Source organism: Bacillus sp. FDAARGOS_527 (genome assembly GCF_003812125.1).
Classification (GTDB): domain Bacteria; phylum Bacillota; class Bacilli; order Bacillales; family Bacillaceae_G; genus Bacillus_A; species Bacillus_A paranthracis.
This window is the reverse complement of sequence record NZ_CP033789.1, coordinates 1-26,185: the sequence shown is the minus strand read 5'-3', so window position 1 is coordinate 26,185 and position 26,185 is coordinate 1. Positions and strand designations below refer to the sequence as shown.

Annotated in this window: 29 protein-coding genes and 2 pseudogenes; 24 read left to right on the top strand and 7 right to left on the bottom strand. The window is 35.6% G+C overall.

Annotation, left to right across the window (positions count from 1 at the left end; genetic code table 11):
• The first annotated feature begins 125 nt into the window (after positions 1-125).
• From cysC to EGX95_RS00205, 5 genes are all read left to right on the top strand, one after another.
• Positions 126-728 carry an adenylyl-sulfate kinase gene (gene cysC / locus EGX95_RS00225; RefSeq protein WP_002073964.1) on the top strand — a complete coding sequence of 201 codons (603 nt, stop codon included), beginning with the start codon at positions 126-128 and terminating at the stop codon, positions 726-728.
• 644 nt (positions 729-1,372) lie between these two features.
• Positions 1,373-2,188: a sulfotransferase gene (locus EGX95_RS00220; RefSeq protein ID WP_123805306.1), complete on the top strand. Its 816-nt coding sequence runs from the start codon at positions 1,373-1,375 to the stop codon at positions 2,186-2,188.
• A 19-nt stretch (positions 2,189-2,207) separates the two neighbouring features.
• Positions 2,208-2,888, top strand: a complete 681-nt coding sequence (locus tag EGX95_RS00215) for a formylglycine-generating enzyme family protein (protein WP_000842461.1) — start codon at positions 2,208-2,210, stop codon at positions 2,886-2,888.
• A gap of 1 nt (position 2,889) precedes the next feature.
• Positions 2,890-3,603: an HAD family hydrolase gene (locus EGX95_RS00210; RefSeq protein ID WP_000588533.1), complete on the top strand. Its 714-nt coding sequence runs from the start codon at positions 2,890-2,892 to the stop codon at positions 3,601-3,603.
• Positions 3,604-3,723: 120 nt separating this feature from the next.
• On the top strand, positions 3,724-4,524 hold the full coding sequence (locus EGX95_RS00205; protein WP_000957125.1) for a hypothetical protein: 801 nt from the start codon (positions 3,724-3,726) through the stop codon (positions 4,522-4,524).
• Positions 4,525-4,903: 379 nt separating this feature from the next.
• Here the strand turns inward: EGX95_RS00205 and EGX95_RS00200 are convergent.
• From EGX95_RS00200 to EGX95_RS00190, 3 genes and pseudogenes are all read right to left on the bottom strand, one after another.
• A pseudogene (locus EGX95_RS00200) lies at positions 4,904-5,569 on the bottom strand (alpha/beta fold hydrolase); the annotation flags it as partial.
• Positions 5,570-5,653: 84 nt separating this feature from the next.
• Positions 5,654-5,884, bottom strand: a complete 231-nt coding sequence (locus EGX95_RS00195) for a helix-turn-helix domain-containing protein (protein WP_000974627.1) — start codon at positions 5,882-5,884, stop codon at positions 5,654-5,656.
• Positions 5,885-5,893: 9 nt separating this feature from the next.
• Entirely contained in the window at positions 5,894-6,370 is a 477-nt protein-coding gene (locus EGX95_RS00190) for a DUF2975 domain-containing protein (RefSeq protein ID WP_000820334.1), read from the bottom strand.
• Between the two features lie 392 nt (positions 6,371-6,762).
• Between EGX95_RS00190 and EGX95_RS00185 the strand changes: the two genes are divergently transcribed.
• The gene (locus EGX95_RS00185; RefSeq protein ID WP_000690664.1) at positions 6,763-7,389 is read left to right on the top strand and encodes a recombinase family protein; all 627 of its coding nucleotides are present in this window, start codon (positions 6,763-6,765) and stop codon (positions 7,387-7,389) included.
• Positions 7,386-10,439 carry a Tn3 family transposase gene (locus EGX95_RS00180; protein ID WP_179099244.1) on the top strand — a complete coding sequence of 1,018 codons (3,054 nt, stop codon included), beginning with the start codon at positions 7,386-7,388 and terminating at the stop codon, positions 10,437-10,439. Before EGX95_RS00185 ends, EGX95_RS00180 begins: the two co-directional genes overlap by 4 nt.
• A 71-nt stretch (positions 10,440-10,510) precedes the next feature.
• On the opposite strand, the pseudogene EGX95_RS00175 reads toward EGX95_RS00180, so the two are convergent.
• Positions 10,511-10,831, bottom strand: a pseudogene (locus tag EGX95_RS00175) (DUF4158 domain-containing protein); the annotation flags it as partial.
• A gap of 147 nt (positions 10,832-10,978) precedes the next feature.
• On the opposite strand from EGX95_RS00175, the gene EGX95_RS00170 reads away from it, so the two are divergent.
• The 3 genes from EGX95_RS00170 (at position 10,979) to EGX95_RS00160 (ending at position 13,215) form a co-directional block, all read left to right on the top strand.
• A complete protein-coding gene (locus EGX95_RS00170; protein WP_001226074.1) occupies positions 10,979-11,554 on the top strand; it encodes a recombinase family protein in 576 nt (191 codons plus the stop codon).
• A gap of 112 nt (positions 11,555-11,666) precedes the next feature.
• Positions 11,667-12,512, top strand: a complete 846-nt coding sequence (locus EGX95_RS00165) for an AraC family transcriptional regulator (RefSeq protein ID WP_000383881.1) — start codon at positions 11,667-11,669, stop codon at positions 12,510-12,512.
• Positions 12,513-12,639: 127 nt separating this feature from the next.
• The gene (locus tag EGX95_RS00160; protein ID WP_033656251.1) at positions 12,640-13,215 is read left to right on the top strand and encodes a recombinase family protein; all 576 of its coding nucleotides are present in this window, start codon (positions 12,640-12,642) and stop codon (positions 13,213-13,215) included.
• 254 nt (positions 13,216-13,469) lie between these two features.
• Here the strand turns inward: EGX95_RS00160 and EGX95_RS00155 are convergent, their stop codons facing one another.
• Positions 13,470-13,922 carry a hypothetical protein gene (locus tag EGX95_RS00155; protein WP_000701228.1) on the bottom strand — a complete coding sequence of 151 codons (453 nt, stop codon included), beginning with the start codon at positions 13,920-13,922 and terminating at the stop codon, positions 13,470-13,472.
• A 361-nt stretch (positions 13,923-14,283) separates the two neighbouring features.
• Between EGX95_RS00155 and EGX95_RS00150 the strand changes: the two genes are divergently transcribed.
• The 6 genes from EGX95_RS00150 (at position 14,284) to EGX95_RS00125 (ending at position 19,401) form a co-directional block, all read left to right on the top strand.
• Entirely contained in the window at positions 14,284-14,586 is a 303-nt protein-coding gene (locus tag EGX95_RS00150; protein WP_002073809.1) for an N-acetylmuramoyl-L-alanine amidase family protein, read from the top strand.
• Positions 14,519-15,298, top strand: coding sequence for a spore germination protein (locus EGX95_RS00145; protein WP_264295258.1), 780 nt, complete (start codon positions 14,519-14,521; stop codon positions 15,296-15,298). The genes EGX95_RS00150 and EGX95_RS00145 overlap by 68 nt, the downstream gene beginning before the upstream one ends.
• Positions 15,195-15,482 carry a spore germination protein gene (locus tag EGX95_RS30865; protein WP_264295257.1) on the top strand — a complete coding sequence of 96 codons (288 nt, stop codon included), beginning with the start codon at positions 15,195-15,197 and terminating at the stop codon, positions 15,480-15,482. The genes EGX95_RS00145 and EGX95_RS30865 overlap by 104 nt, the downstream gene beginning before the upstream one ends.
• An 80-nt stretch (positions 15,483-15,562) precedes the next feature.
• Complete coding sequence (locus tag EGX95_RS00140) at positions 15,563-16,015, top strand: Ger(x)C family spore germination protein (RefSeq protein ID WP_000226102.1); 453 nt, start codon at positions 15,563-15,565, stop codon at positions 16,013-16,015.
• A 287-nt stretch (positions 16,016-16,302) separates the two neighbouring features.
• Positions 16,303-17,739, top strand: a complete 1,437-nt coding sequence (locus EGX95_RS00135) for an IS4 family transposase (RefSeq protein WP_001053964.1) — start codon at positions 16,303-16,305, stop codon at positions 17,737-17,739.
• A gap of 231 nt (positions 17,740-17,970) precedes the next feature.
• On the top strand, positions 17,971-19,401 hold the full coding sequence (locus EGX95_RS00125; protein WP_001055915.1) for an IS4-like element ISBce2 family transposase: 1,431 nt from the start codon (positions 17,971-17,973) through the stop codon (positions 19,399-19,401).
• Between the two features lie 73 nt (positions 19,402-19,474).
• Here EGX95_RS00125 and EGX95_RS00120 read toward each other — a convergent pair whose 3' ends face one another.
• A complete protein-coding gene (locus EGX95_RS00120) occupies positions 19,475-20,185 on the bottom strand; it encodes a tyrosine-type recombinase/integrase (protein ID WP_123805304.1) in 711 nt (236 codons plus the stop codon).
• 484 nt (positions 20,186-20,669) lie between these two features.
• Between EGX95_RS00120 and EGX95_RS00115 the strand changes: the two genes are divergently transcribed.
• The 8 genes from EGX95_RS00115 to clpP all read left to right on the top strand — a co-directional run bounded on the left by EGX95_RS00115 (position 20,670) and on the right by clpP (position 25,255).
• Positions 20,670-20,876: a DUF1657 domain-containing protein gene (locus tag EGX95_RS00115; protein ID WP_000216164.1), complete on the top strand. Its 207-nt coding sequence runs from the start codon at positions 20,670-20,672 to the stop codon at positions 20,874-20,876.
• Between the two features lie 93 nt (positions 20,877-20,969).
• Entirely contained in the window at positions 20,970-21,455 is a 486-nt protein-coding gene (locus EGX95_RS00110; protein ID WP_001170597.1) for a YhcN/YlaJ family sporulation lipoprotein, read from the top strand.
• 29 nt (positions 21,456-21,484) lie between these two features.
• Complete coding sequence (gene spoVAC / locus EGX95_RS00105; protein ID WP_000095403.1) at positions 21,485-21,961, top strand: stage V sporulation protein AC; 477 nt, start codon at positions 21,485-21,487, stop codon at positions 21,959-21,961.
• The gene (spoVAD, locus tag EGX95_RS00100; RefSeq protein WP_000938965.1) at positions 21,962-22,978 is read left to right on the top strand and encodes a stage V sporulation protein AD; all 1,017 of its coding nucleotides are present in this window, start codon (positions 21,962-21,964) and stop codon (positions 22,976-22,978) included.
• Positions 22,975-23,325: a stage V sporulation protein AE gene (spoVAE, locus tag EGX95_RS00095; protein ID WP_000575919.1), complete on the top strand. Its 351-nt coding sequence runs from the start codon at positions 22,975-22,977 to the stop codon at positions 23,323-23,325. The genes spoVAD and spoVAE overlap by 4 nt, the downstream gene beginning before the upstream one ends.
• A 9-nt stretch (positions 23,326-23,334) precedes the next feature.
• A complete protein-coding gene (locus EGX95_RS00090; RefSeq protein WP_000215901.1) occupies positions 23,335-23,541 on the top strand; it encodes a DUF1657 domain-containing protein in 207 nt (68 codons plus the stop codon).
• A 20-nt stretch (positions 23,542-23,561) separates the two neighbouring features.
• The gene (locus EGX95_RS00085; protein WP_048548355.1) at positions 23,562-24,431 is read left to right on the top strand and encodes a DUF421 domain-containing protein; all 870 of its coding nucleotides are present in this window, start codon (positions 23,562-23,564) and stop codon (positions 24,429-24,431) included.
• Positions 24,432-24,673: 242 nt separating this feature from the next.
• Positions 24,674-25,255, top strand: coding sequence for an ATP-dependent Clp endopeptidase proteolytic subunit ClpP (gene clpP / locus EGX95_RS00080; protein WP_001049162.1), 582 nt, complete (start codon positions 24,674-24,676; stop codon positions 25,253-25,255).
• A gap of 22 nt (positions 25,256-25,277) precedes the next feature.
• Here clpP and EGX95_RS00075 read toward each other — a convergent pair whose 3' ends face one another.
• Positions 25,278-25,826, bottom strand: a complete 549-nt coding sequence (locus EGX95_RS00075; RefSeq protein ID WP_413463791.1) for a recombinase family protein — start codon at positions 25,824-25,826, stop codon at positions 25,278-25,280.
• Positions 25,827-26,185 lie beyond the last annotated feature (359 nt).

Genomic DNA, 26,185 nt, shown 5'->3' with positions numbered 1-26,185 from the left:
CATCACTGTATCTTGGAATTAGGATTTTTTGTACTATATACCGACACAACAGACATGCATATTTGTCCGTTAAACTGCTCTAGTTATTTTGAGTTTTTAAAAACTATATACTTAAAAGGGGGGGTATGATGAAAAATATTAATATTACTTGGCATGAAGCTATAATTACAAAAGAAGATCGTCAAAAATTAAATAATCATAAAAGTTTGGTAGTATGGTTTACTGGATTATCTGGTGCAGGTAAATCTACACTGGCAAGTGAAGTAGAAAAACTATTACATAAGCAAAGAGTTAATACTTATATTTTAGATGGTGATAACATTCGCCATGGCTTGAATAAAGATTTAGGTTTTCAACCTGAAGATCGTAAAGAGAATATTCGTCGTATCGGTGAAGTATCAAGGCTCTTTGTAGACGCTGGCATTATTACTTTAGTGGCTTTTATATCTCCTTACAGAGAAGATCGTCAAATGGTTCGATCATTATTCAAAGAGGGGGAATTTTTAGAACTTTATGTTAAATGTAGTCTAACGGAATGTCAAAATCGTGATCCTAAAGGTCTATATAAAAAAGCCCTTAACGGAGAAATAAAAGGATTTACAGGGGTCGATGCTCCATATGAAGCACCTTTAAAAGCAGACCTAATTGTAGAGACAGATAAACATTCGATAGAGGAATCAGTGAAACAAATTATCAATTTCTTGAAAAATAAAAAATATATTGAATAACAAAATTAAATTCATAATTATTTTTCTGAATTTAAGGTGGTAGAATTCCTGCTAGATATTTGAAAAGTTTATTAAGCATTTTAATTCATTTCGACTATTTGTCGATTGGTATGGTCAACTTCCAATTCGGAAGCGGAATTAACGATTGTGATTAGGAAAAAACCTTTTTCACTTCGTTCTTTGGTTATAGAGCTTTCACATACTTGTAATAATTTATCTATTAATAATATTACTAAATTTAAATGTATACGAAAAAATCGAAGAATAAAAACAATTCAATTAATATTAAATTATAATATCTTAATATTAATCATTTAATTAAATATAGTATATATGCTATGAAGACTATAACTTAAATTCAATATCAAATAATTGTGAGGATAAGCAATTATGAGAGTACTAGTAACGCTAATATTAATTAGGATAGAAGGATTAGAATATTTATCAAATTACATATCTAATTCTTAATTGAAAATCTGGAGTTTTAATATTAAGAAATCTTATGTAATTTATATGAATCCCTCTATTTAATCAATAATGTACGCTGAAAATTAAGAAAATGCAGAAAGGTGTTTTCTTAATAGAATGATAAAGTTATCTAATATATTAATCTATTAAAAAATAAAGGATATGAGGAGACATTAATGAAAAGGCCATTCTTAATTTTAAGTCATCATCGCTCAGGTTCTAACTTTTTAAATGAATTAATTCAATATCATAATAATTTCACTTCAATAAATGAGCCATTATCTATGCATACAAATATCTTTAGAGAAAAGGACTTAATCCCTTGGACTATGGAAGAATATAATCCAGAGCATTTTCATATTGATTTAAATGAACAACCTGGGGTTATTGAGTTTATGCATGAATTAAAAAAATGGCTCTTAAATCCTACTGACTATAATATAAGAGGATTTAAAGAAACTTTGTTGTTTGATAAGCTTGGGTGGTTAAAAGAATATTTACCAACATTAAAAATTATATTTTTAATTAGAGATCCAAGGGCAGTTATAACTTCTGTAATGAAACGCAATCTACACAACTCATTGTGGAATTACAAGGAAACAATCACCAATTACATCGATAATTATATGACTGAAGAATTTGTAAATCCAGAAAATATATTAGAGTTATCAACATATAGCTGGAAGATACGTTACCAACTAGCGAAGCAAAATTGTCATTTATTTGATCATATCTTTATTAGACTTGAAGATATTATGTTAGATCCGATAGAAACGCTCCATAAAATTATGAGTTTTCTAGAAAATGATATAGATACTAGCCAATTAGCTTTTATACGTCAATCAAGCCTTCGTACTCTCGGAGGAACTTTTTCTTCTTATAGGCAATCGGATGATGTATTAAATTCGTGGAGAAAGGTGTTAACAGATGACCATCAGCAGTATATACAAAGAAAATTACGTGAAGAAATAGAAGGACTTAAGTATTTGTGAGAATTTAAGAGATGAATTGTTGAAAAGTTCATGTTATATAAAAGCAGATGATATAGAGATATGCATTTCATCAACATTATTTAGAAACATTGATTTAGTAAAATTATTGAATGTTATGCCATTTAATAATATTACTAATGGGAGTTATTATATAATTAATGAATATAATCCAGCTTTACCAATCTACTATAATTATAAAAAAGAAATTTATCAAATAAAGGCAGGCTATGAAGAACACCCTGTTGTAGGAATTTCTTGGAATGGTGCCCATTTCATAGCAGATTTATTAGGTGGAAGACTTCCTTTTGAAAAAGAATGGGAGTATTGTGCAACAGGCGGAAATTTAAATTATAAATATCCGTGGGGAAATGAGTGTCCAACAATAGAAAAAGCAAATTATGGTGAGTTTGTCGGCGTTACCACACCTATAAAAAGTTATCCCCCAAATGAATGGGGATTGTATGATATGGCAGGTAATGCAGAGGAATGGTGTATGGATGATTACTATCCCCATTCTCCTTATCTGGGGATTACCGATATAAATTTATCTTTAGAAAAAACAGTAAAGGGAGGGGGATGGAACAAAGGAATAGATTTTTTGAATTGTAAAGCAAGAAGAGGGAAATGGTCTCGAATTGGGACTGTTGGTATTGGATTTCGTGTTGTGTGGGATTACAAAGAAAAAGAATGGGGGAAATAATTTGATTAAATGTGTAATATTTGACTTAGATGATACCCTTTGTGATTATAAAGGGGCTATGGAAAATGCTAAGCAAAGCGTAAATATCCATTTAAAGAAAGCAAATATAGATACTTGTATTTTCTGGAAGATTTACCACGAATTAGAACCTTCTTTATTTAAAAAATTTACAGAGAAAAAAATAACTAAAGATATGTATCGACTAAAACGTTACTCAGATGTATTGGAAATATTAAGTGTTAAAAATACAGAATTATCATTAAAATTAAATGATATATATATGAAAAAAGCAAATAATGAAATTAATTTATTTGAAGATGTTGTTCCACTGCTTGAAAAACTGAAGGAACAAAATATAGATACAGCCCTATTAACAAATGGCCCTGTTGATGGACAAAGGCAAAAAATAAAAGCGTTAGGATTGGAAGAATTTATTTCAAGTATCTATATTAGTGAAGAAATTGGTTTTGCAAAACCAGATAATAATGCATTTAATTATGTATTAAATACAATGAAATTAGAGCCAGCTAATGTATTAGTAATAGGTGACTCATTAGAATATGATATTGAAGGAGCTAAAAGAGCTCAAATTAAAGGAGTATTAATTGATCGCGAAAATAAACATGTAAATTATCAAGATGATAAAATTAGTAATTTAATAGATTTATTAAAAATACTAAACAAACTGGAAAAGCTTGAATATTATAGTGGATGAAAAATCATTTGTTTACTTAATGAAAATACAGATATCTGAGAAATGTGTTGAGAACACTTATCTACAAATTTATAGGACAGGGTTAAATAACTATAAAAATAACTATGTTAAGGGGAAACTATGTTAACTAATATCGATCCAATTGATGTGTATCCTAAAAGTTTACTAGATCATGAATTGCCTGACTTTTTAAATAAAGAAACGATTCATATAGATGAAAATCATTTAGAAAATTGGTTAATAAATTATAAAGAGAAAGCGAATTATACTAGATTACTAAGGTATTATCTATCTACCAAAGTACTGGACCTAACATCTAGAGATATAGTTCTCGATGTCGGTGGTGGAGATAATATCTACGCTTCAATTATAGGAGAAAGTGTTAATAAAGTAGTTGTTAATGATATTAATATATCTTCTAAAGTTAATAGTTTAAATACAATTTATTTAGAAAAGGATATCTTTCAAGTTGATTTTAAAAAACATAATATTAATAAAATCGTTGTAGGTCATGCCCTTGAACATTTCAGAGGGGATGCAGATATAAAACTAATGGAGTTAATATGTAAAACTCTCCCTCCTAATGGAAAGTGCTGTATTGAACCTTTGTTTTTGGGAAGAGAATATTTGGAAATATTCAACTATCAGACAAATGAACTTTATGATAATGCAGCTCAACAGATTATTACAAATGAGAGCAATTTCCCTGGAAAAAAGGAACACAACATGGGTTTTGCTCGAATTTATAATAGTACATCTTTATATGAAAGAATTTTAAAAGTTGTTGAACAGAATGGGTTAAGTTATAAATTAATTTCTTTTAAAATAAATAATTCATATCTTCCTGATATGGAGAAATATGTTTTTAAAAGAAAAAATATAAATTATCCATTAAGAGCATTGGTATTAGAAAAGGCATAAGTAATTAATAGTAACATATAAAGCTAAGATTATAATTTTTTTATGGTGGTTTAATTAAACATTTTTATTTAATAGTTTGGGTGTTTTTGCCCATCCCCTCGAAAAGGTGGATTAAGGGATCTCCCTAAAAACAAATCCCCGTTAAAAGGCGCTTCCTTATGCAAGAATAGCGCCATTTAATGGAATAACTAAATTCTGACCTCTTCCATAAAATTACTTAATAAACTAACGCACCCCGATAGCGAGTATTTGGGTTGGGAGAAAATCGTATTAAACTGAGGGAGTTTAAGGTTTAAGTATTATCCTCCACAATTTAATTTTTAAAAATGTCAATTAGCTTTTTTATCGCACTAACTACTACTTCTGGTTCATCATTTTATATAAAATGAGCACTGTTTTCAGCAATCACCAATTCACCATCTGAGGATATTTCAAGAATCTCTCTCTGCATGTCATTCCATAACTCTTGTGATTCCTTTGAATAATGAGCTTTCTTACCAGCTGAAAGAACAATTAATGGGACATTTAATTTAAGTCTGGTTTCTTTTAATTGCTTTAGACTTTCCATAAATTCATCATAATTGCCTTCATAAACAAATTGCTTGTTGTATGCTTGTTGAAAATCTTGTGACATCGTTGGGAGAAATCTTTCTCTGTAATCTTCAGGCGTAGAGTCAACTAAGACAAGTCCGCAAACTTCATTATGATATTCAGTTGCATATATCCGCATATTAACTCCACCAAATGAGTGACCAACTAATATGTACGGAGGTTTAATATTGGCTTCAATAAGAAGTTCCTTCAATTCTTTTACCATCTCACGGCTGGTTCTGGGGTTTGAACTTGTTTCACTTTTCCCAAGTCCTGCTCTATCATAAATTAGAACATTAGAGAGCATTGAAATATCCCCAATTACTGAATCCCAAGCCTTGGAAAAGTCTCCATATCCAGCGTCCATTATTATTGTTGGTTTTCCATTATTTTCCCCTATCAATTTAGCATATAGTTTACAATCACTTATTTGCACAAACATTTCTTTAGCCATTTAGTCCATTCCTCTCTTTTAGCCAACTATCATTAGTTAAAATTCAACAATTTTATGACATTCCTTCTTAATGTGTTTAAACTATCAAATGGTTGATTCTTGATTGTCAATGTCACTTTGATATTCAAGAATATCCCCAGGTTGACAGTCCAATGCCTTACAAATAGCTTCTAAAGTTGATAATCGAATCGCTTTAGCCTTTCCATTTTTCAAAATAGAAAGGTTAGCCATTGTGATTCCAACTCTTTCAGATAGTTCTGTTACACTCATTTTTCTTTTAGCTAACATCACATCGATATTGATTATAATTGCCACTGTTTCACCTCAGACCGTAAAATCATTTTCTGATTTTATATCTAAAACGTTTTTTAATAATTTCTGAAGAACCGCAGTGAAGACTGCAATAACAACAGAAGTAAAAATAATTGTTAATCCGATAATTGCTATTCCTGGGTGTAAGGCGTTTTGAGACATAAGAACGATGGTCCCTATCAAATATAAGATACTGATTGTAATTGCACAGTATTTTATATATTTCAAAACCTTTACAGACAATTCCGAAAAAGCATTGTTATTTTCAATGTAGTTTAAAAGTTTTAAAGCTTGATACAGAGCAAGGAAAAATGGTATCACAGTTACATACAAACCGATTAATACAGGATATTGCAAAAAAGCAAACTCCGGAAACATTTCTGCCGTATCATTTGCTAACCAAGGCAACCAAAATATACACAAGGCGAGTACCGTAATCCCAATAAGAAAAACAGCTATCTTTAAAAAAACAGTTGTTCCTCGTTTCATAAAAATGCACCTCACTTATTTATCGTTTTACAATAAATCATTATCCATATGCAATATATTATTGTTTTTTTTAAACAACCCCTTTTATTCTTATTTTTAGACTAAAATAAAAAGCATTCATCATTATAAAATACTTCACAATCCTTAGCTATTTAATTTATCTCTTGTTCAACTAAATGGTCCGTACGTGGAGCAAAAATTCCACACTCAATTCTTTGGGTTCTTTTTTGTTTATAAAGGTGTACTTTTAAAACCTGTCTAATAAAGGGTGGTTCTTGCGTTTATAAATCTATGAAAATATTTTTATAAACGTTTACTAAAATCGTCATACCTTTAGAAACTAAATATAGTAAAATAGTAGAAGAAAATATATCTTCTGGAGGAAGTTCATTGTGAAGATCGGTTATGTTCGCGTTTCATCTACAGATCAGAATGAAGAACGTCAAATCAAAAAAATGTTAGCTTTAGGCATCGAAGAGCGAATGATCTTTGTTGATAAACAAAGTGGAAAAGACTTTAATCGCCCCAGCTACCAGACGATGAAGCGTATCCTGCGGAAAGGGGATCTCCTTTATCTGGATGCCCTAGATCGATTGGGGAGGGATTACGAAGGGATTATCTATGAATGGAAACACATTACAAGGAACATTCAAGCAGATATTGTCGTGTTGGAAAACGAAACGTTATTTGATAGTCGTAAATATAGAGAGATGGGAGATATCGGAAAGTTAATGGAAGATCAGTTTCTAAGCCTTCTCTCTTATGTGGCCGAACAAGAACGAAAAAAAATCAAACAGCGCCAAGCCGAAGGCATAGCGCTCGCCAAATCTCAAGGTAGACATTTGGGACGACCAAAGCTTAATTTACGGACCCTTTCCCATGAACAGCGCCAATTATTAGATTCTCACTATCCGAAGTGGAAAAATAAAGAGATCACGGGCGTTGAGTTCATGTGTTTACTTGGGTTGAAAAAGAACTCATTTTATAAAGTAGTCAGGGAATTTGAGATTGGAATATGAATATGGAGAATAATACAACTACCCAAAAACGGTTGAGGATTCTTAGCGAAGATGAAGTAAAGATCATTTATGACAGACCAGGTTTCTCATACGAAGATCGCTGTTCTTATTTTTCTCTTTCACAGCCAGAGAAAGAGCTGCTACACACATTGCGTTCTGTCAAATCTAAGGCTTATTTCGTTTTACAACTGGGTTATTTCAAAGCCAGACAACTATTTTTTACATTTGACCTCCATGAGGTAGAAGAGGATCTTCAATATATTCTGAAGGAACATTTCAACAACAGTCAAATTGATGACTTGAGTTCAATTGATAAGTCCACTAGGTTAAAACAACAACAATTGATTCTTAAATTATTTAACTACCACAGTTGCGGTGCCGAAGAACGGCGTAAGATGGAGGAAAAAGTTCAAAAGTCTGCGGCGTTTTGTGGTAAGCCGATTTACATCTTTCGAGAAATCATGAATTATTTGTCTGAAAACTGCATTGTTGTTCCTGGCTATAGTTTTATGCAAGATATGACAGGACAGGCAATAACCCATGAGCAAAACCGATTAATTTCATTGATGCAGGATCATCTAAAACAGAATGATATGGAATCCTTAGATCGATTACTTGAAGATTCTTCAGGGCTGTATGAAATAACACTACTGAAACACGAACCGAAAGACTTTAGCGCCACTGAAATAAAGCTTGAAATGAATCGTGGTAAACAAATACAGCATTTATATTACCTTGCTCAAGAACTGTTACCAAAGTTAGGTATTTCCAACGAAAGCATCAAGTACTATGCTTCATTAGTAAGTTACTACTCTGTCTACAAGCTCAAACGGCTGAATGTATGGATTGTTTATGTCTATTTGTTATGTTTTGTATCCCATCGTTATCAACGGATGCATGACAACCTGATCAATACCCTCATATATAGTGTAAGGGGGTATGCAGATGAAGCTAAATTAGCAGCAAAAGAACGAGTTTACGAGTGCTATACAGAGAGTAATCAAGACATCAAAAAAGCAGGGGAACTGCTTAAAATATTCACTGATGATCATATTCCTGCCAATACTCCCTTTAGGGATATTCAAGACCGTGCATTTACTATTTTGGAACGTCAGAAACTGGAATCCGTAGCCAAACAGATTACTACAAATATAAAATATGATGAAACTGCCTTCCAATGGGAACATATTGGTCAGCAGGCACGACGATTTAAACGTTATTTAAGACCTATATTTTTGCAGGTTGATTTCGTAGCTCCTTCACCAAATGATCCATTAATTAAAGCAGTGAATTTTATGAAAACTGCTTTTAATAAGAATAAAGCGTTAGGACAATATCACTCAGATGATTTGCCAAATGGTTTCATATCCGATGGTGTGAAGCGTTATATCTATGAACAAAAAACAATTTTAGCAGATCGATATGAATTTTTAGTCTATCGCCTCCTACGCAACCGTTTGGAAGCAGGAGATATTTTTTGTCGTGATAGTATCCGATTTCGCAGTTTTGAGGATGACCTGATCAATGATCGTCAATGGGAACAGAAAGAAATGTTGATCGCTGACACTGGTCTGACGATTTTCAACCAACCCATTCATAGTCATTTAGTGGAGCTTGAGAAGCGATTAGAAGATCGCATTACTAAAGTTAACCAGAGTATTTCATCTGGGAAAAATGAGCATCTTCAAATCAAAAAACGGGGTTCACATACCCGATGGACATTACCTTATACTCGTGACACAGAATCTATTAATCACTCATTCTACGATACATTAAAGCAAATAGACATTAGGAGTGTCTTGCATTTTGTTCAACAGCACTGTCAATTCCTTGACTCATTTGAGCACATCTTGGGACGTTATGCCAAACAGAATAAAGACAATCGAATTCTTGTCGCCTGTCTGATTGCTTGGGGAACCAACATGGGGTTAGGGAGAATGGGGGAAATTTCTGATATTAGCTATCCGTTACTGGCTGCCACATCTGATAACTTTATTCGTCTGGAGACTTTAAAAGAAGCGAATGATTGTATCAGTAATGCAATAGCCAAACTCCCAATCTTTAAACATTATGACATTGGGGAGACGATTCATTCTAGTAGTGACGGGCAGAAAGTTGAGACTCGAATCAATACCATTAATTCCCGTCATTCACCTAAATACTTTGGTCTTGGTAAAGGGATTGTTTCCTACACAATGGTAGCCAACCATATCCCTGTTAATGCTCGAATTATTGGGGCCAATGAGCATGAAAGTCATTATGTATTTGATATTTTATTTAACAACACAACTGATATTCAGCCTGATGTGCATTCCACGGATACACATGGAACCAATGAAGTGAATTTTGCTATCCTGAACTTTTTTGGTTATCAGTTTGCGCCTCGCTACAAGGATATTCACGATAAGGTCAACAAATCTCTTTACGGATTCAAACATCCAAGCCAATATGGAGATAACCTGATCAAGCCAGTTCGAAAGATTAATACGAATCTTATTATAGAGGAATGGGAAAATATTCAACGAATTATGTTATCCCTTGCAGTTAAAACAACCACACAAAGCATTATTATTGGTAAGCTAAGCGCTTATGCACGGAAGAACAAAACCAAACGTGCTTTATGGGAGTACGATAACATCATAAGAAGTCTATATTTTTTGGATTATATTGATTCTCCCCCTTTACGCCGGAATGTTCAAAAGGCATTAAATCGAGGGGAAAGTTATCATAAATTACGCAAAGCAGTATCCTTTGCCAATTTTGGAAAATTACGTTTCAAAAATGAAAATGATCAACATATTTGGGGCGAATGCAGTCGCTTACTCTCCAATTGCATTATTTATTACAATGCCAGTATTTTATCTAATATGTTGGCTTACAGAGAAACAAAGGCTCTAGATTCGGATGTTATGAAAAAAATATCCCCAGTTGCATGGCAACATATTAACTTCTATGGAAGATACGAGTTTAATATACAACAAGAGTCTGTTGATTTGGATGCAATTATTCAAGAATTAGCCCAATTAAACGTAATATCGGAAACAGAGTAAGCGATGTTTAAGGAGTACTTCCCTAATCTTTCAGTGAGGTACTCCTTATTCCACCTTTTCGGGGGGATGGGCAAAAACACCCAAAGTGTATTGTCTCTTTGAGGATAAAGCTTTAGCGAGGATGGACTAGCACCGATTTGTTTTGATATATAATGTATGACTGAATCCGGGATGTTTTTGATATGAGTGTATGGCCAACCGGGATATCGAAGAACAGCTAATTGAACGGTGAACCCTAAACGGTTTTCTTCTCTCCTTCGCTTATTGATAATTTCTAAATCCCGTTTGGAAAAAGTGTAGTAGGTTCCTAGCACCCACTCGTCTTCAGGAATTTGCATAAGGACCTGTCGCTGTTCCGATGTAAGCAATTCTCTACCTCTCGCAACTTTCATACAGTATCATCTCATTTCTGTAATTGTTCAGTTAATTAGTTCAATTATAAATCAATAGAGTGTACTCTATTGATACAATTATAGTAGACTGATAAAATCATAGTTAAGAGTGTCTCATAAGACTTATCTCAAAAATGAGGTGATATTTTGCGGAAAATTGGTTATATACGTGTCAGTTCGACTAACCAAAATCCTTCAAGGCAATTTCAGCAATTAAACGAAATCGGGATGGATATTATTTTTGAAGAAAAAGTTTCTGGTGCAACAAAGAATCGCGAGCAACTTCAAAAAATGTTGCAGGATTTACAGGAAGGCGACATTATTTATGTTACAGACTTAACTCGGATCACTCGGAGTACGCAGGATTTATTTGAATTGATTGATTTAATACGAAGGAAAAAGGCAAGCTTAAAATCACTCAAGGATACATGGCTAAATTTATCAGAGGATAATCCATACAGCCAATTCTTAATTACAGTAATGGCTGGTGTGAACCAATTAGAGCGCGACCTTATCCGTATGCGTCAACGTGAAGGGATTGAGTTAGCAAAGAAAGAAGGAAAGTTTAAGGGGCGTTTAAAGAAGTATCATAAAAATCACGCAGGGATGAATTATGCAGTAAAACTATATAAAGAAGGCGGCATGACTGTAAATCAAATTTGTGAAATTACTAATGTATCTAGGGCTTCATTATATAGAAATCTATCGGAAAGAAACAAATAGTTTGTCCTGATTCTATCAAAAGGTGTATTTTTTCACCAACATTTTTAGGCATGAAATGTCGGTAATTATTATCTATTTTGTTTTAAAGTAAATATTGAAAGGGAGTAAACTTATGGATTGGCTAGAAAGAATGAACAATGCGTTAAACTACATTGAAAATAGCCTGGATGAAGAAATAGACTACAAAGAGATTGCAAAAGCAGCTAACTGTTCTGAGTTTCATTTTTCAAGAATGTTCTCTTCAATCTCAGGTGTATCGCTATCAGAATATATTAGACGAAGACGGTTAACACTTGCAGCATTTGAAATTCAAAAAAGTGATATTCGGATCATCGATGTGGCAATTAAATATGGTTATATTTCTTCTGATACTTTCTCACGTGCTTTTCAAAAAATGCATGGGGTAACCCCTTCCAATGCTCGTAATAGAGGGGTACAGTTAAAAGCCTTTCCCAAAATTTCCTTTCAAATTTCTATTAAAGGAGATACCGAGATGGACTACAGAATTGAAAACCTTGATTTTGAATTAAGAATTGTCGGAAAAAGCAAGCCAGTAAAAACAAGCAGAGCATTTAAAACAATCCCTACGCTTTGGAACACTGCGAAAAAAGATGGATTTATGCAAGAACTAGTAGATATGTCATGGGAAAATCCAAAATGCACGCTTGAAAGCCTTCTGGGGGTTTGCGGAAAAGAAGCTGCCATCACAGATGAACAATTTTCCTATTTCATGGGCGTAAGATACGATGGGGAATCCCCAGAAAATATGGAGACGCTTATTATTCCCGCAAGTACATGGGCAGTTTTTCCGAACATAGTGGATGCATGGAAACGTTTATATTCCGAGTGGGTCCCTACCTCCGAGTATGAACTTGCAAATTTACCGTGTATAGAATGTTATTACGGTCCGAAGCATAAACCAAGACACGAACTCTGGGTCCCTGTTATCCCGAAGTAAATTACATATTCAGTAATAGAATGCTGTTTATGGAGTAACGAAAAAAGAGCCTAATTTCTCAATTTAGGTGATGGGAAATCAGGCTTTTTATATTGGAAATTCCTTATCGTTGTAAATCCGCATTTTCCTGACGCCACCCCGTTATGTACGCGTCAGTTCGACTAGCCAAAATCCTTCAAGACAATTTCGGCAATTGAACGAAATTGGAATGGATATTATTTATGAAGAAAAAACTTCAGGAGCCACAAAAGATCGTGAACAACTTCAAAAAATGTTAGAGGATTTACAGGAAGGTGACATTATTTATGTTACAGATTTAACTCGGATCACTCGAAGTACGCAAGATTTATTTGAATTGATTGATTTAATACGAAATAAAAAGGGAAGCTTAAAATCACTTAAGGATACATGGCTAGATTTATCAGAAGATAATCCATATAGCCAATTCTTAATTACGGTAATGGCTGGTGTTAACCAATTAGAGCGAGACCTTATTCGTATGCGTCAGCGTGAAGGAATTGAGCTCGCAAAGAAAGAAGGGAAGTTTAAAGGACGGTTAAAGAAATATCATAAAAATCACGCAGGAATGAATTATGCAGTAAAGCTATATAAAGAAGGAAATATGACTGTAAATCAAATTTGTGAAATTACAAATGTATCTAGAGCTTCTTTATATAGAAAGCTATCGGAAGGAAAAAAATAAGCATTCATTACTTATATTAAAAATTTCCGGGGATTGTGAAACAACGTACCTAACCAAGCAGGCTATTTCTATAAGGAAGTATCAATATTTGTTTATCTAACTAGGCACGATCATCAAAGGGTTCCGAGTACATTTTAACGGAGATATACGCTAAACTCAGATTTAAAGCAAGGCTGTATTTTCCGAGAACACTTTATAAAAAACAACCTTAGTCAATCACAAACGAAGGTTGTTTTTATAAAGTCATGGTCTAATTAAAACAATTGCTGTCCCAAGAGCATACTTGAGACTGAAAAGGCACCAGCAGGTGGTAAAACATTAGTATATATGGGAGGTCCCAAACGGGTTGTAAAGGTTGTAGCAATCCAATTTCCGTATTCACCAGCCAGCAAAGAGGGAGGTTTCATTATAAACCGTCCACTTAAAATGAAATGCCGAATGCTTATAGCGGTCTCATCAATTATTGTCAAGTTGCCAAAAAAGGAGGCATATGGTGAATCGAAACTTATTTGTTTAGCGCTTTCGTCCCAATACCCATTAATCGGAATAGGTATACCACGAAAATTAACTGTACCTACTACTTTGTTGTCTACAATGGAATCAATGGTAAGTATACCTCTAATAATGGATCTCCCCGCAATAGAAGCATCAATCCCCCATACGGATGGAAAGGGGATACTAACTTTGGCTGTCTTTGGAATTTTCAAAATTAACCTCTCCTTGATTATTTTATGTATAGATTGAGTTGTATTTAATCATAATCCTGTAGTAATGATACAGTATATGCACAGAGAATCACTTAGGTGTTTTGTTAAGAAAGAAGCATCAATAATCAATCAGCCTACTGTCTAGATGAACAAGAGTTTGCCTGACCCACGAAAAATATGGAACATTAATTGCTGCTCATACATATGGTCTCGTATTTGGAAAATTTCTTAGCTTTAAAATAAATCATCTGATTCAATGAAATGTAATGCCTATCATCACCTATTTTTATATGTATCTCAGACGAATTCCTATACCTCCGTTACTCTTCGATCATATTTTATTTGTACGAGGTGGTGTAAAATGTTTAAATTATATTTAGATCCTGGTCACGGGAGAATGGACCCAGGAGCTATTGGCAATGGGATGCAGGAAAAAGAAATTACCTTAAATATTTCCCGTAGCATCCGAAATCTCTTGGAAAACCATTATGAAGGCCTGCAAATTAAAATGAGTAGAACAGCAGATATTACGCGCAGCTTGAAAGAACGTACAGATGATGCGAATGCTTTCGGTACGGGGGCCAAAGGATGGATTTGTGGAAGAAGTGGGAGTCAATGTGGCGTTAATTCGGAAACGAATCAAATCAACCAGCATGGTTTATGAAACGAAAAAAGTAGGCGTTCGCACGAAAACAACCGTTGCAATTCTTTACATGCGTGACATTGTTGATCCTAAGATTGTTCAAGATGTAAAGAATAAATTAGATGATCTTCACATTGACGGAGCGTTTAGCGCCACTCAGCTAGAAGAATTAATGGAACCGACAAAAGCATTGTTTCCTTTGATGGGGTATACAGGCAGAGCAGACTTTACCGTGAACTGTATGCTCAATGGGCGTGTAGCGTTGATTGTGGATGGTACACCGGCTGCGTTGATTGCGCCTGCCAATTTATTTTTGCTTGTGAAAGCACCCGAAGATATCCACTTTACTGCTTTGGCAGCTACATTTGGTCAAACGCTTCGTTTACTTGGCTTGTCCGTATCGCTACTGCTTCCTGCATTTTTTGTTGCCATTCTTTCCTATCATCAAGATCAGCTGCCCTATTATCTACTTGCCACTTTGGGGATTAACCGGTTGGGAATCCCTTTTGATGTGGCAGTTGAAATGTTTATTGCACTTCTCTTCTTAGAAATCCTGCGGGAAGCTGGTATCCGATTGCCTTCTGCGGTCGGCTCCACGGTAACGGTTGTAGGAGGACTTATCCTGGGGGATGCGGCCATTCGTGCTGGATCCCCCAGGTATCGTTGTCATCGGAGCAATTACACAAATCTTTGGTTCAACTTTATCGAGCCTATCATTGGCTGGAACGATTAGTACCTTACGCTTTTTTCTTTTCATTCTGTCTGCCACGCTTGGCATTTATGGCTTCTTTCTTGGATTATTTATTGTGCTCAGCCATTTAGCCTCATTGCGTTCATGCGGCTTGCCTTACTTGGCCCCAATATCACCTCCATTTAAAGACTTGGCCAACGCTTTGTTTCGATTACCTTGGCCATAGCGAAACACTCGACCGGACATGTTGAAGACACGAGATTCTACAAGGCAAGGGGACAGGCATAAATGAGGAGATATAAAAGTATGGTTGCACTTTTCCTTCTTCTCACCCTTACCGGTTGCTGGAGCAGATATGAAGTGCAAAACATGAACTATGCTACGGCTGTTGGAATAGACTATGTCGATGGCCAATACACCTTGTATGTGCAATTGCTTGATTTCTCGACAGTGGCCAAGCTGGAGGGACAGCAAAAAGCGGAGCAGCCCCCGGTTTGGGTGGGCAAAGGCGAAGGTTCCTCGTTTACGGAGGCGGCAAATGATTTGTACAGTACATCACAACAACGCTTAAACTTGGGACAAATCTCTGCCATTTTGTTCAGCGAGAGATTGATGAAGGAAAACAAAGTCGGAGAAGTGCTGGAATTGATCAACCGTTATCGTGAAATAAGGTACTTGGCCTGGCTGTTTAGCACAAGAGAGCCTCCTGAAGAAATCTTGCTGGCAACCCCATTTTTTAGATTTTCGCCAAATGCATAAAAATAGTTGTTTACTTTTATGCGTTCAAACAGTTGATTTATCAACCTTATGGTAAAAGCAAACGACTTTATTGTAATAAAACAAACCGATTAGTAAACAACTTTATTGGTAAGGAAAGAACTTTATTGTCACTCAACAGTTTCGTCATGTTAAATTTTGCCTAGCGTATGTTTTGCGCTTTTTGTTGGTAGGACCCCATGCCCATCAACTTAAGAATTTTCACTACCCCCAAGTGACAAAAAACGTTATTCTTTCTAAAAAGCTAGCTAGAAAGGGTGACATTTTTTATGAATCTTTCGATTCAAGATGAATTACAACTATTTTCTGAAGAACTGTATCGTCATTTAACCCCTTCTCTTTTGGAAGAACTCGCAAAAGAATTAGGTTTTGTAAAAAGAAAACGAAAGTTTTCTGGAAATGAATTAGCTACCATATGTATTTGGGTAAGTCAACGTACAGCGAGTGACTCGCTTGTTCGACTATGCAGTCAATTACATGCGGCCACAGGCACTCTTATGAGTCCAGAAGGACTCAATAAACGCTTTGATAAAAAAGCGGTTGAATTTTTGAAATATATTTTTTCGGCATTATGGAAAAGTAAAATCTGTGAAACATCGGCCATTTCAAGCGCGGCGCTCACGTATTTTCAACGAATTCGTATTTTAGATGCGACGATTTTCCAAGTACCAAAACATTTAGCCCATGTATATCCTGGATCAGGTGGTTGTGCACAAACAGCGGGTATCAAGATTCAATTAGAATATGACTTACATAGCGGACAGTTTCTAAACTTTCAGATAGGTCCAGGAAAAAATAATGATAAGACCTTTGGAACAGAATGCTTAGACACATTACGTCCAAGCGATTTATGTATCCGTGATTTAGGTTATTTTTCATTAGAAGACTTAGATCAAATGGATCAACGAGGTGCTTATTATATATCCAGATTAAAATTAAACCATACCGTGTATGTAAAAAATCCGTTTCCAGAATACTTTCGAAACGGAACCGTAAAAAAGCAATCACAGTATATCCAAGTTGATTTAGAACATATTATGAACAATTTAAAACCCGGTCAAACATACGAAATAAAAGAAGCTTACATTGGAAAGAATCAAAAACTATTCACACGTGTAATTATCTATCGTTTAACAGACAAACAGATACAGGAACGTAGAAAAAAACAAAGTTACACTGAAAGTAAAAAGGGTATTACATTTTCAGAAAAGAGTAAACGATTAACGGGTATCAACATATATGTCTCAAATACGCCTGAAGGAGTTGTTCCGATGGAACAAATACATGACTTTTACTCCCTTCGCTGGCAAATAGAAATTATTTTTAAAACGTGGAAATCCTTATTTCAAATTCATCATTGGCAAACTATCAAAAAAGAGCGATTAGAATGTCATGTGTATGGAAGACTTATTGCCATCTTTATCTGTTCTTCTACGATGTTTAAGATGCGTAAACTTCTTTTGCAAAAGAACAAAAGAGAATTAAGTGAATATAAAGCCATTGGGATGATTCAAGATCATGTATCGCTGTTATATCAAGCGATACAGAGAAACACCCAAAATCTAACAAAGATTTTAATCCGTTTGTTCGACCTCCTACAGAAGAATGGACGGAAATCTCATCGATATGAGAAGAAAACTATCTTTGATATTATGGGTGTTGTCTATGAGTATAATGGGTTTGGAAAACAAAAGAAAGCTGCATAATTTTTAAAATGAAACTCGTTAGAGTTTATTTGGTGTGTGTACTTTTCAATACCAAAAGTACATTACGTGTTTTTTAGTTTGTTTGAACGAAAGTTCATTTTGTTTTCGTTCTTAAGTTGATGGGCATGTGGTAGGACCCCACATCCATCAACTTAAGGATTTAGACTATTCTTAAACTTAAAAGCACGTTACTATTCTCTTATGTTAATGAGAAAGGGTGACGTGCTTTTTATGAATATGCATCAAAAACAAGAGCTGTCTTTATTTGCCGAAGAGTTATATCGATATATGTCTCCCGCTACACTTAATCAATTAGCTATAGAAGCAGGTGGAATGAAACGAAAACGTAAGTGCCATGGGCACCATTTTTTATCTTTGTGTGTATGGTTAAATCAACAAATCGCTACAACCTCTCTTACTCAACTTTGTAGTCAATTAGAAACTTCAACAGGAATTTTATTAAGTCCTGAGGGACTGAATCGACGATTTAACTCGGCTTCTGTAGCCTTCTTTCGAAATGTATTTACTACACTTCTACAAGCTAAAATTGGAGGATCATCTACAATTTCTCATTCTCTTTCTGCTTACTTTAAGCGGATTCGCATCCTTGATTCTACAACCTTTCAAGTTCCAGATCGATTCGCAGCTACTTATCCTGGTGCCGGAGGCTGTAGTCATACAGCTGGTGTGAAAATTCAATTAGAGTATGACTTGTTGAGCGGAGAGTTTTCTGATGTGAAAATTGAACCAGGAAAACGAAGTGATCAGGCATATGGGGCGACTCGAATGGACATGACACAAAAGAATGAACTATATATTCGTGACTTAGGGTATTTTCGTTTACAAGACTTTAAATCGATCCAAGATAAGGAAGGGTATTATTTATCGCGTCTTAAATTACCAACTAAAATATATAGAAAAGAATTCGAAACAGTGGTATTTAAAACAAAACCTGCTCAATTGAGACCGGTATATATACAAATTCATTTGGAAGACATCATGAACCAATTACAACCTGGCCAAGTGTATGAATTACATGATGTATATGTAGGGAGCAAAGACAAACTACCCACTCGCATTGTGGTTTATAGATGTACAGAGGAGCAAAAACAGAAACGTCTACATGATCGAGCTATTCGTGAAAAGAAAAAAGGGATTACATATACAGAGCGTACGAAACTTTTACAAGGAATTACGGTATATATGACAAACATTCCTACGGAATGGGTACCGAAAGAGAAAATCTATGATTTATATTCACTGCGTTGGCAAATTGAGCTGTTATTTAAAATATGGAAATCTTGGTTTCGAATTCATCGTTGTAAATCTATTAAACAAGAGCGATTAGAATGCCACCTTTATGGACAACTCATTAGTATCCTATTATGTTCTTCTACTATGTTTAAAATGAGAGAACTCCTGTTACGTAAGAAACAGAAAGAACTAAGTGAATATAAAGCGATGTACATAATTAAAGATTATTTCTTACTTTTTCATCAAGCACTACATAAAAACACCCAAGAATTATCAAAGATTCTCCTTCGTCTGTTTAACCTCCTACAGCGAAACGGACGAAAATCTCACAGATATGAGAAAAAAACAGTCTTTGATATTTTAGGTGTTGTGTATGAGTATACCACTTCTGCCCATCAGGTAGCATAGCGAAAAATTTGAAACCCGTCAGGGTTTATTTGATGTGCCTACTTTTATAACATCTATAAAAGATAATAAAAAACTACGTGGAAAGACCGCATTTTATATAAAAATATACGTTAAGTTGATGGATGTGTGGTAGGACCCCTATAAGCATTCGTAGCTCTTCCGCTACCTTCTTCGTCATAGGTACAGCTCTAGTTTTACGGTTCTTATTCTTAGCGCCTGCTAACATAATCGTAAGGTTATCAAAATCTATATCGTTAGCCTCTAGCTGATTTACTTCGTTTACACGCAACCCGCAGTGCAACATAAGCAGCATGGCGCAGTAATCTCTATAGCCTGCATAGGTCGTCTTATCTACCACACGAAAAATGCGCTTTATCTGATTATGATTTAGCGTAAAAATCGGCGCTTCATCGGTACGTAACTTTACAAAGTCTACAGCGGGATTGCTTTTAATGTAGCCCTGCTCATTCAATCGCTTAAAGACCGACTTCAACGCCGATATGCGAATATTTACAGTGGCAGGTGCTAATTCTCGATTAAGCAGCTTATTAATATACATTTGTACATGTGCCGCCGTAATGATCTCGACTTTCTCAATGTTCAATTCTCGCATGAAATAACGAAAGAGCTTGCTGTAATCATCTATAGTACGCTTTCTAAATCCCTCTGCCCGAAATGCCTGCGCAGCAATCGCTATCGCCGCTTCTGTGTCTAGTGCTTCCGCAGTACCAATAAAATCAACTACTTCTCTTCGTCTTTTTACTACTCGTATACTTTTAGACATAATAAAAAAAGAGCCCCCTATCTGAAACGAATTTCAGACGGAAGCTCTCCGCATATGTACTATCATTATCTTCATTTGGTTACACGTAGCACCTTTTTACTATGCGACAATAATTCGCTAATGCCTACGTAGGACGTTTGCGGTTTGTTCCCGCTCAAGTTAAGCGTTAAAAACTCCGACAAACAGCTTTATACCGCACCCTAAAGCACATTTGGTTTCCTTTGTCATATATAAGACGTGGTACCGGAAACCACCGCTCTATCCGACTGAGCTATGGGCGCATGATAATAGAAAACACTTCATTTTCTTCTCATAATAATAGCAATAAAATCCATCTAAATCAATAAAAATATCCCCGTAATCCTTTATGACGCTTAGTTATGAGTATATTAACAAAGCACCCCCCTAAATTTTCCAATCATAAATTCACCCCAACTCACAAATTATAATCTTTGAATTGATATTCCAAAGGAGGCTTCATTCAATGACTGTAATTACGAAATTAAAACAAACTGTTTCTGGATTAAAAAGTGCACAAGCTAGCTTAGAGGGATTCGCTCTTGATACGGATAACCAACAAGCTAAGCAACTTTTCCAAACAGCTGCACAGCAAACACAAACGATTATCGATTCTTTAAACCCACGCGTTGAAGAAGTCAAACAAGAAGAACCACAATACTCACAGCAATAACGAATCAGTCTTGCTGTGAAATAGAAAAAGGATGATATGCAGTCATCCTTTTTCTATCACATTACATATTGCAATAGAAATGGAATGATAAATATGCAAAAACTCGGACTCATAACCGTATTATTTGCCCTTCTATTTAGCTCTTTTACCGGATGTGATAATAGTCCTTTAGATAAAAAAGTGAAAGAAGAAGCAAAACGAACGGAGAAAGAGAAAGGTCCAAAGTTAACAAAAACGAGTATGGAATCCTTTAATCAATCTATATCACAAGGAGCCAAGAAAAGAGCTCTCACTATGGATGAAATTATAAAAAGTACAGCAGTAAATTCAAATTTAGATCTCTACATAGCAGTTACACCTGAGCATCACGAAAGATTTGGATTAAAACCTCTCCGTAAGAAGCTCCAAAAGCAGCTAAGTGATGAGCACCCCACTTTCGATGTTCGTGTAAGTACAGATAAAAAAATCTTTATGTTACTTGAAAAGCTTGAAAGAAAAATTAAGGAAAAGAAAATATCTAAAGATGAAATTAATAAACAATTAAAATTCATTGGTAAAAAAATGGAGTCTAACACTTAACGCTTTTTAAAAGAAAAGGAAGGTTTGCAATGTCTAGTAAAGATAAAAACTTAACCCCTGTGCAACAGGAATATAAAAAATTCGAGCAAGAACGCGAACCGAAGCGTCCTGTCTTAAAAAACTGTATAAAAGCCTTTTTCGTTGGTGGTTTCATTTGCCTAATTGGGCAACTCATTTCTACTTTTTATATTACGTATTTCGATTTCACTGAACGCTCAGCAGGGAATCCAACAGTCGCAACTCTTATTTTCATCTCCATGTTATTAACTGGATTTGGTATATACGATCGGTTTGGTCAATTTGCCGGAGCAGGCACAGCTGTACCTGTCACTGGATTTGGTAACTCCGTTATTGCCGCATGTATCGAACACCGCACAGAAGGTTTTGTACTCGGCGTTGGTGGTAACATGTTTAAATTAGCTGGTTCTGTTATTTTATTTGGTGTATTTTCCGCTTTCGTCATCGCACTTATTAAAACGATTCTCGTTCAATGGGGAGGGCTATAAATGTTACAAGGACACCGAACGTGGGTATTTGAAAACAAACCAGTTATTATTTCGACGGGAGTCGTTGGCGGGCCGTTTGAAGCTAAAGGCAAAATTCCAGAAGACTTCGATACCCTCCATGAAGATTTATGGCTCGGACAAGATTCCTATGAAAAAGCACATAAAATTTTGTTCGAAGAAGCTTGTAGCCGCGCTACTGAAAAGGCAAAACTTCGTAAAGACGATATTCAATTTGTACTCGCAGGCGATTTAATTAATCAAATTACCCCTACAAGCTTTGCTTGCCGTACACTGGGCACTCCTTATCTCGGACTATTCGGCGCTTGTTCTACTTCTATGGAAGGTTTAGCACTTGGAGCAAGTATCGTAAATGCAAAAGGCGCAAAATATTTATTAACTGGTGCATCCAGTCATAATACAGCTGTAGAAAAACAGTTCCGCTATCCTACCGAATATGGTGGGCAAAAACCACCTACCGCGCAGTGGACAGTAACCGGAGCAGGAGCTGCTATTTTAAGCGATACTGGACACGGTCCTAGGGTAACATCTGCCACAATCGGACGAGTGGTTGATATGGGATTAACAGATCCATTTAATATGGGAGGTGCAATGGCTCCAGCTGCCGTTGATACAATTGAAGCCCATTTACGCGAACGACAAATTGATGCCTCTTACTACGATTTAATCGTAACGGGTGACCTCGGACATGTAGGACGCGAAATTGCTTATGACTTATTACATAAACACGGAACGAAAGTAACGAGCGAACAGTTTCAAGATTGCGGGCTGCTCATTTATAGAGAAGGGCAACCTGTCATCGCTGGCGCTAGTGGACCAGGGTGTTCCGCAACGGTCGTATACGGTCACTTATTAAACCGAATGAAAAGAGGAGAGTTTAATAAAATACTTGTCGTTGCGACAGGCGCTTTACTATCTCCACTTACATTCCAACAAGAAGAAACGATTCCGTGTATCGCTCATGCCGTTTCGATTGAATTTGGAGGTGCAACGCAATGATTTTTTTCTGGGCTTTCGTCATTGGCGGACTTATATGTGTAATCGGCCAACTTATGTTTGATGTTGGAAAGCTAACACCAGCTCATACAATGGCAACACTCGTTGTTGCTGGAGCTATATTAGATGGATTCAATTTGTATGAACCATTAATTGATTTCGCTGGAGCTGGGGCAACTGTACCTATTACAAGCTTTGGTAATGCCCTCGTTCACGGTGCAATGGAAGAAGCTGCAAAACATGGCATCGTTGGCGTTATTACCGGCATGTTTAAAGTAACAAGCGCCGGTGTATCCGCAGCTATTATTTTCGGCTTCATCGGAGCATTGCTATTCAAACCGAAAGGATAAGGTGTTCGTATGACAGTTATCGCTAGCGTCAAAACCTGCCTTGCTAGTGTAAGGGGCGCTCAAGCAAGTTTGAGCTCCCTTTCACTACATTCACAGGACGCAGAATCAAAACGTGTATTTCATGAATGTATGTTAGAAATGGAGAGCATCATCGCTGATTTACAAAATAGAGTTTCAGTATTAGAACGTGAAGAACCTCAATATAAAGGGTTTTAAGTAGACTGGAGGAAATGACTATGTCTCACCTGCCGGAATGGACACTTGTCATTCTTCGCTCTGTATTCATATTAATTATTTTATTCGCTATTACGAAATGGTTAGGGAAAAGACAAATCTCTCAGCTCTCCTTTATTGAATACATAGCCGGAATGACAATCGGTGACATCGCTGCCCAAGTATCTACAGGGCTCGATTCAAAATTTTTTCACGGCGTCTTTGCGATACTCATTTTCGCTGTGGTACCTTTTTTAACAGGAATCCTTTCTTTAAAGAACAAAACAGCTCGGGACTTCTTTGAAGGGAAATCTACCGTATTAATAAAAGATGGAAAGATACTCGAAGACAACTTAAAGAAAGAAAAATATACAAGTGACGAATTACTGGAACTTCTTCGTGGAAAAGATGCCTTCAGCGTAGCTGATGTTGAATTTGCTGTACTAGAACCGAGCGGAGAATTAAATGTATTATTAAAGAAAGATCGCCAACCACTCACAGCAAAAGACATCGGTTTAAAAGTAGCAAACGAAAAAGAACCACAAACTGTTATTATGGATGGCAATGTACTAGATGAACCTCTTTCAGCAAGCGGACATAACCGAGCTTGGTTACATTCTGAGCTCGAAAAACTCGGTGTTGTCATTGAAAACGTCTTTCTCGGTCAAGTGGATTCATATGGACAACTTACTATCGACATTTATAATGACAAACTACAAATGCCTTCTCCTCAAAACAAACCTTTATTATTGGCATCTTTAAAAAAATGTCATGCTGATCTTGAACTATTTTCTTTAGAAACAAAGTCGAAATCAGCAAGCGAAATGTATAGTAAAAACGCGAAACAAATCGAAAAGATTTTAAATAAAGTAACCTATCTTTTAAAAGAATAGATATCGAAAGAACGCTTCAGTAAAAAAGGCGTTCTTTTCTTTTTTTCTACAGTTTTTATAACGTTTAAATTTATGTAATTCGGTTATGATGTTGAAGATACATAAGCAGGGAATTTCAAAAACATAGCGAATATTTCATGGTACAACTACATATTTTTTTGATTTAAAGTGGTTTCGTTTGACCTTTATTGACCATAATTGTATTATAAGACTAAGAAAGCTTTTGAAGGAGGAAATAACAGATGAATTTAATTCCTACAGTAATTGAACAAACAAATCGTGGAGAACGCGCTTACGATATTTACTCTCGACTATTAAAAGACCGCATCATTATGCTTGGTAGCGCAATTGATGACAACGTAGCTAACTCAATCGTTTCCCAGCTTTTATTCTTGGAATCTCAAGATCCAGAAAAAGATATTCACATCTACATCAACAGCCCTGGTGGTTCTATCACAGCAGGTATGGCAATTTACGATACAATGCAGTTTATTAAACCGCAAGTATCAACAATCTGTATCGGTATGGCTGCATCTATGGGTGCATTCTTACTTGCAGCAGGTGAAAAAGGAAAACGTTATGCACTTCCAAACAGTGAAGTAATGATTCACCAACCACTTGGTGGTGCACAAGGTCAAGCGACCGAAATCGAAATCGCTGCTAAACGTATTCTATTCTTACGTGAAAAACTAAACCAAATTCTTGCTGACCGCACAGGTCAACCACTTGAAGTACTACAACGCGACACAGACCGCGACAACTTCATGACAGCAGAAAAAGCTTTAGAATACGGTTTAATCGATAAGATCTTTACAAATCGTTAATAACTAAATTACTGAGGCAACCCTATAGCGCCTTGTCTAAATACCTATACAGCGTGGTCTTACTGATACCAGTTGCCACTGTAATTTGCTTAATTGTATAGTCTTTACTCTTATACATCTTAACAGCCATTTCCACTTTATCTTCTTTCTTAGTAGGTCTCCCACCTTTCTTTCCTCTTGATCTTGCTGCTTGAAGACCAGACTTTGTTCGTTCACTAATAATATCTCTTTCTAGTTCAGCGATGCTTGCCATTGTACGAAAGAAAAACTTTCCCATTGCGGTTGAAGTGTCAATACTGTCAGTAATTGATACAAAATGTACACCCATATCGTTAAATAATTCGCTCAGTTCTATCAAATGTTTTGTGGAACGTGAAATACGGTCAAGTTTATATACAACAATTTTATCGCCACTTCGTAAAACTTTTAAAAGGTCTTCTAATTGAGGCCTATCTCTTCGTGTGCCAGTTAATTTTTCTTTATAAATCTTCTCAACCCCGAATTGTGTTAATGCATCAACTTGCATATCTAGGTTTTGTTCCTCCGTACTCACTCGCGCGCGCGTAACCAAAAATCATAATTAATCACCTACTAAAAACTATTTATATGAATATATTAGCACCAAAAACGGTGTTTGTTATTAAAAATGTTACTTTGATTTTGGGAATGAGTTTTGGTACCAAAGATCAGGGTAAATAGAGTGTGTTTTGCTCCAATAAGGACCAGCCCCATAAATGTCCGTTTATGGGGCTAATTTTATTAAACTAACCAGCCGCAGTATGACTGAAGAGAGCTCTTTTATTTTTGTTCCGCAATAGGGCCAGATTGTTGAATAAGGATTGTAGTTAATTATGGTTTTACATACAATTATTGAACTATTGGAAGATAAGTTTAATATCAACCTCGGTGAGCTTTTCATAAGTAAATGAG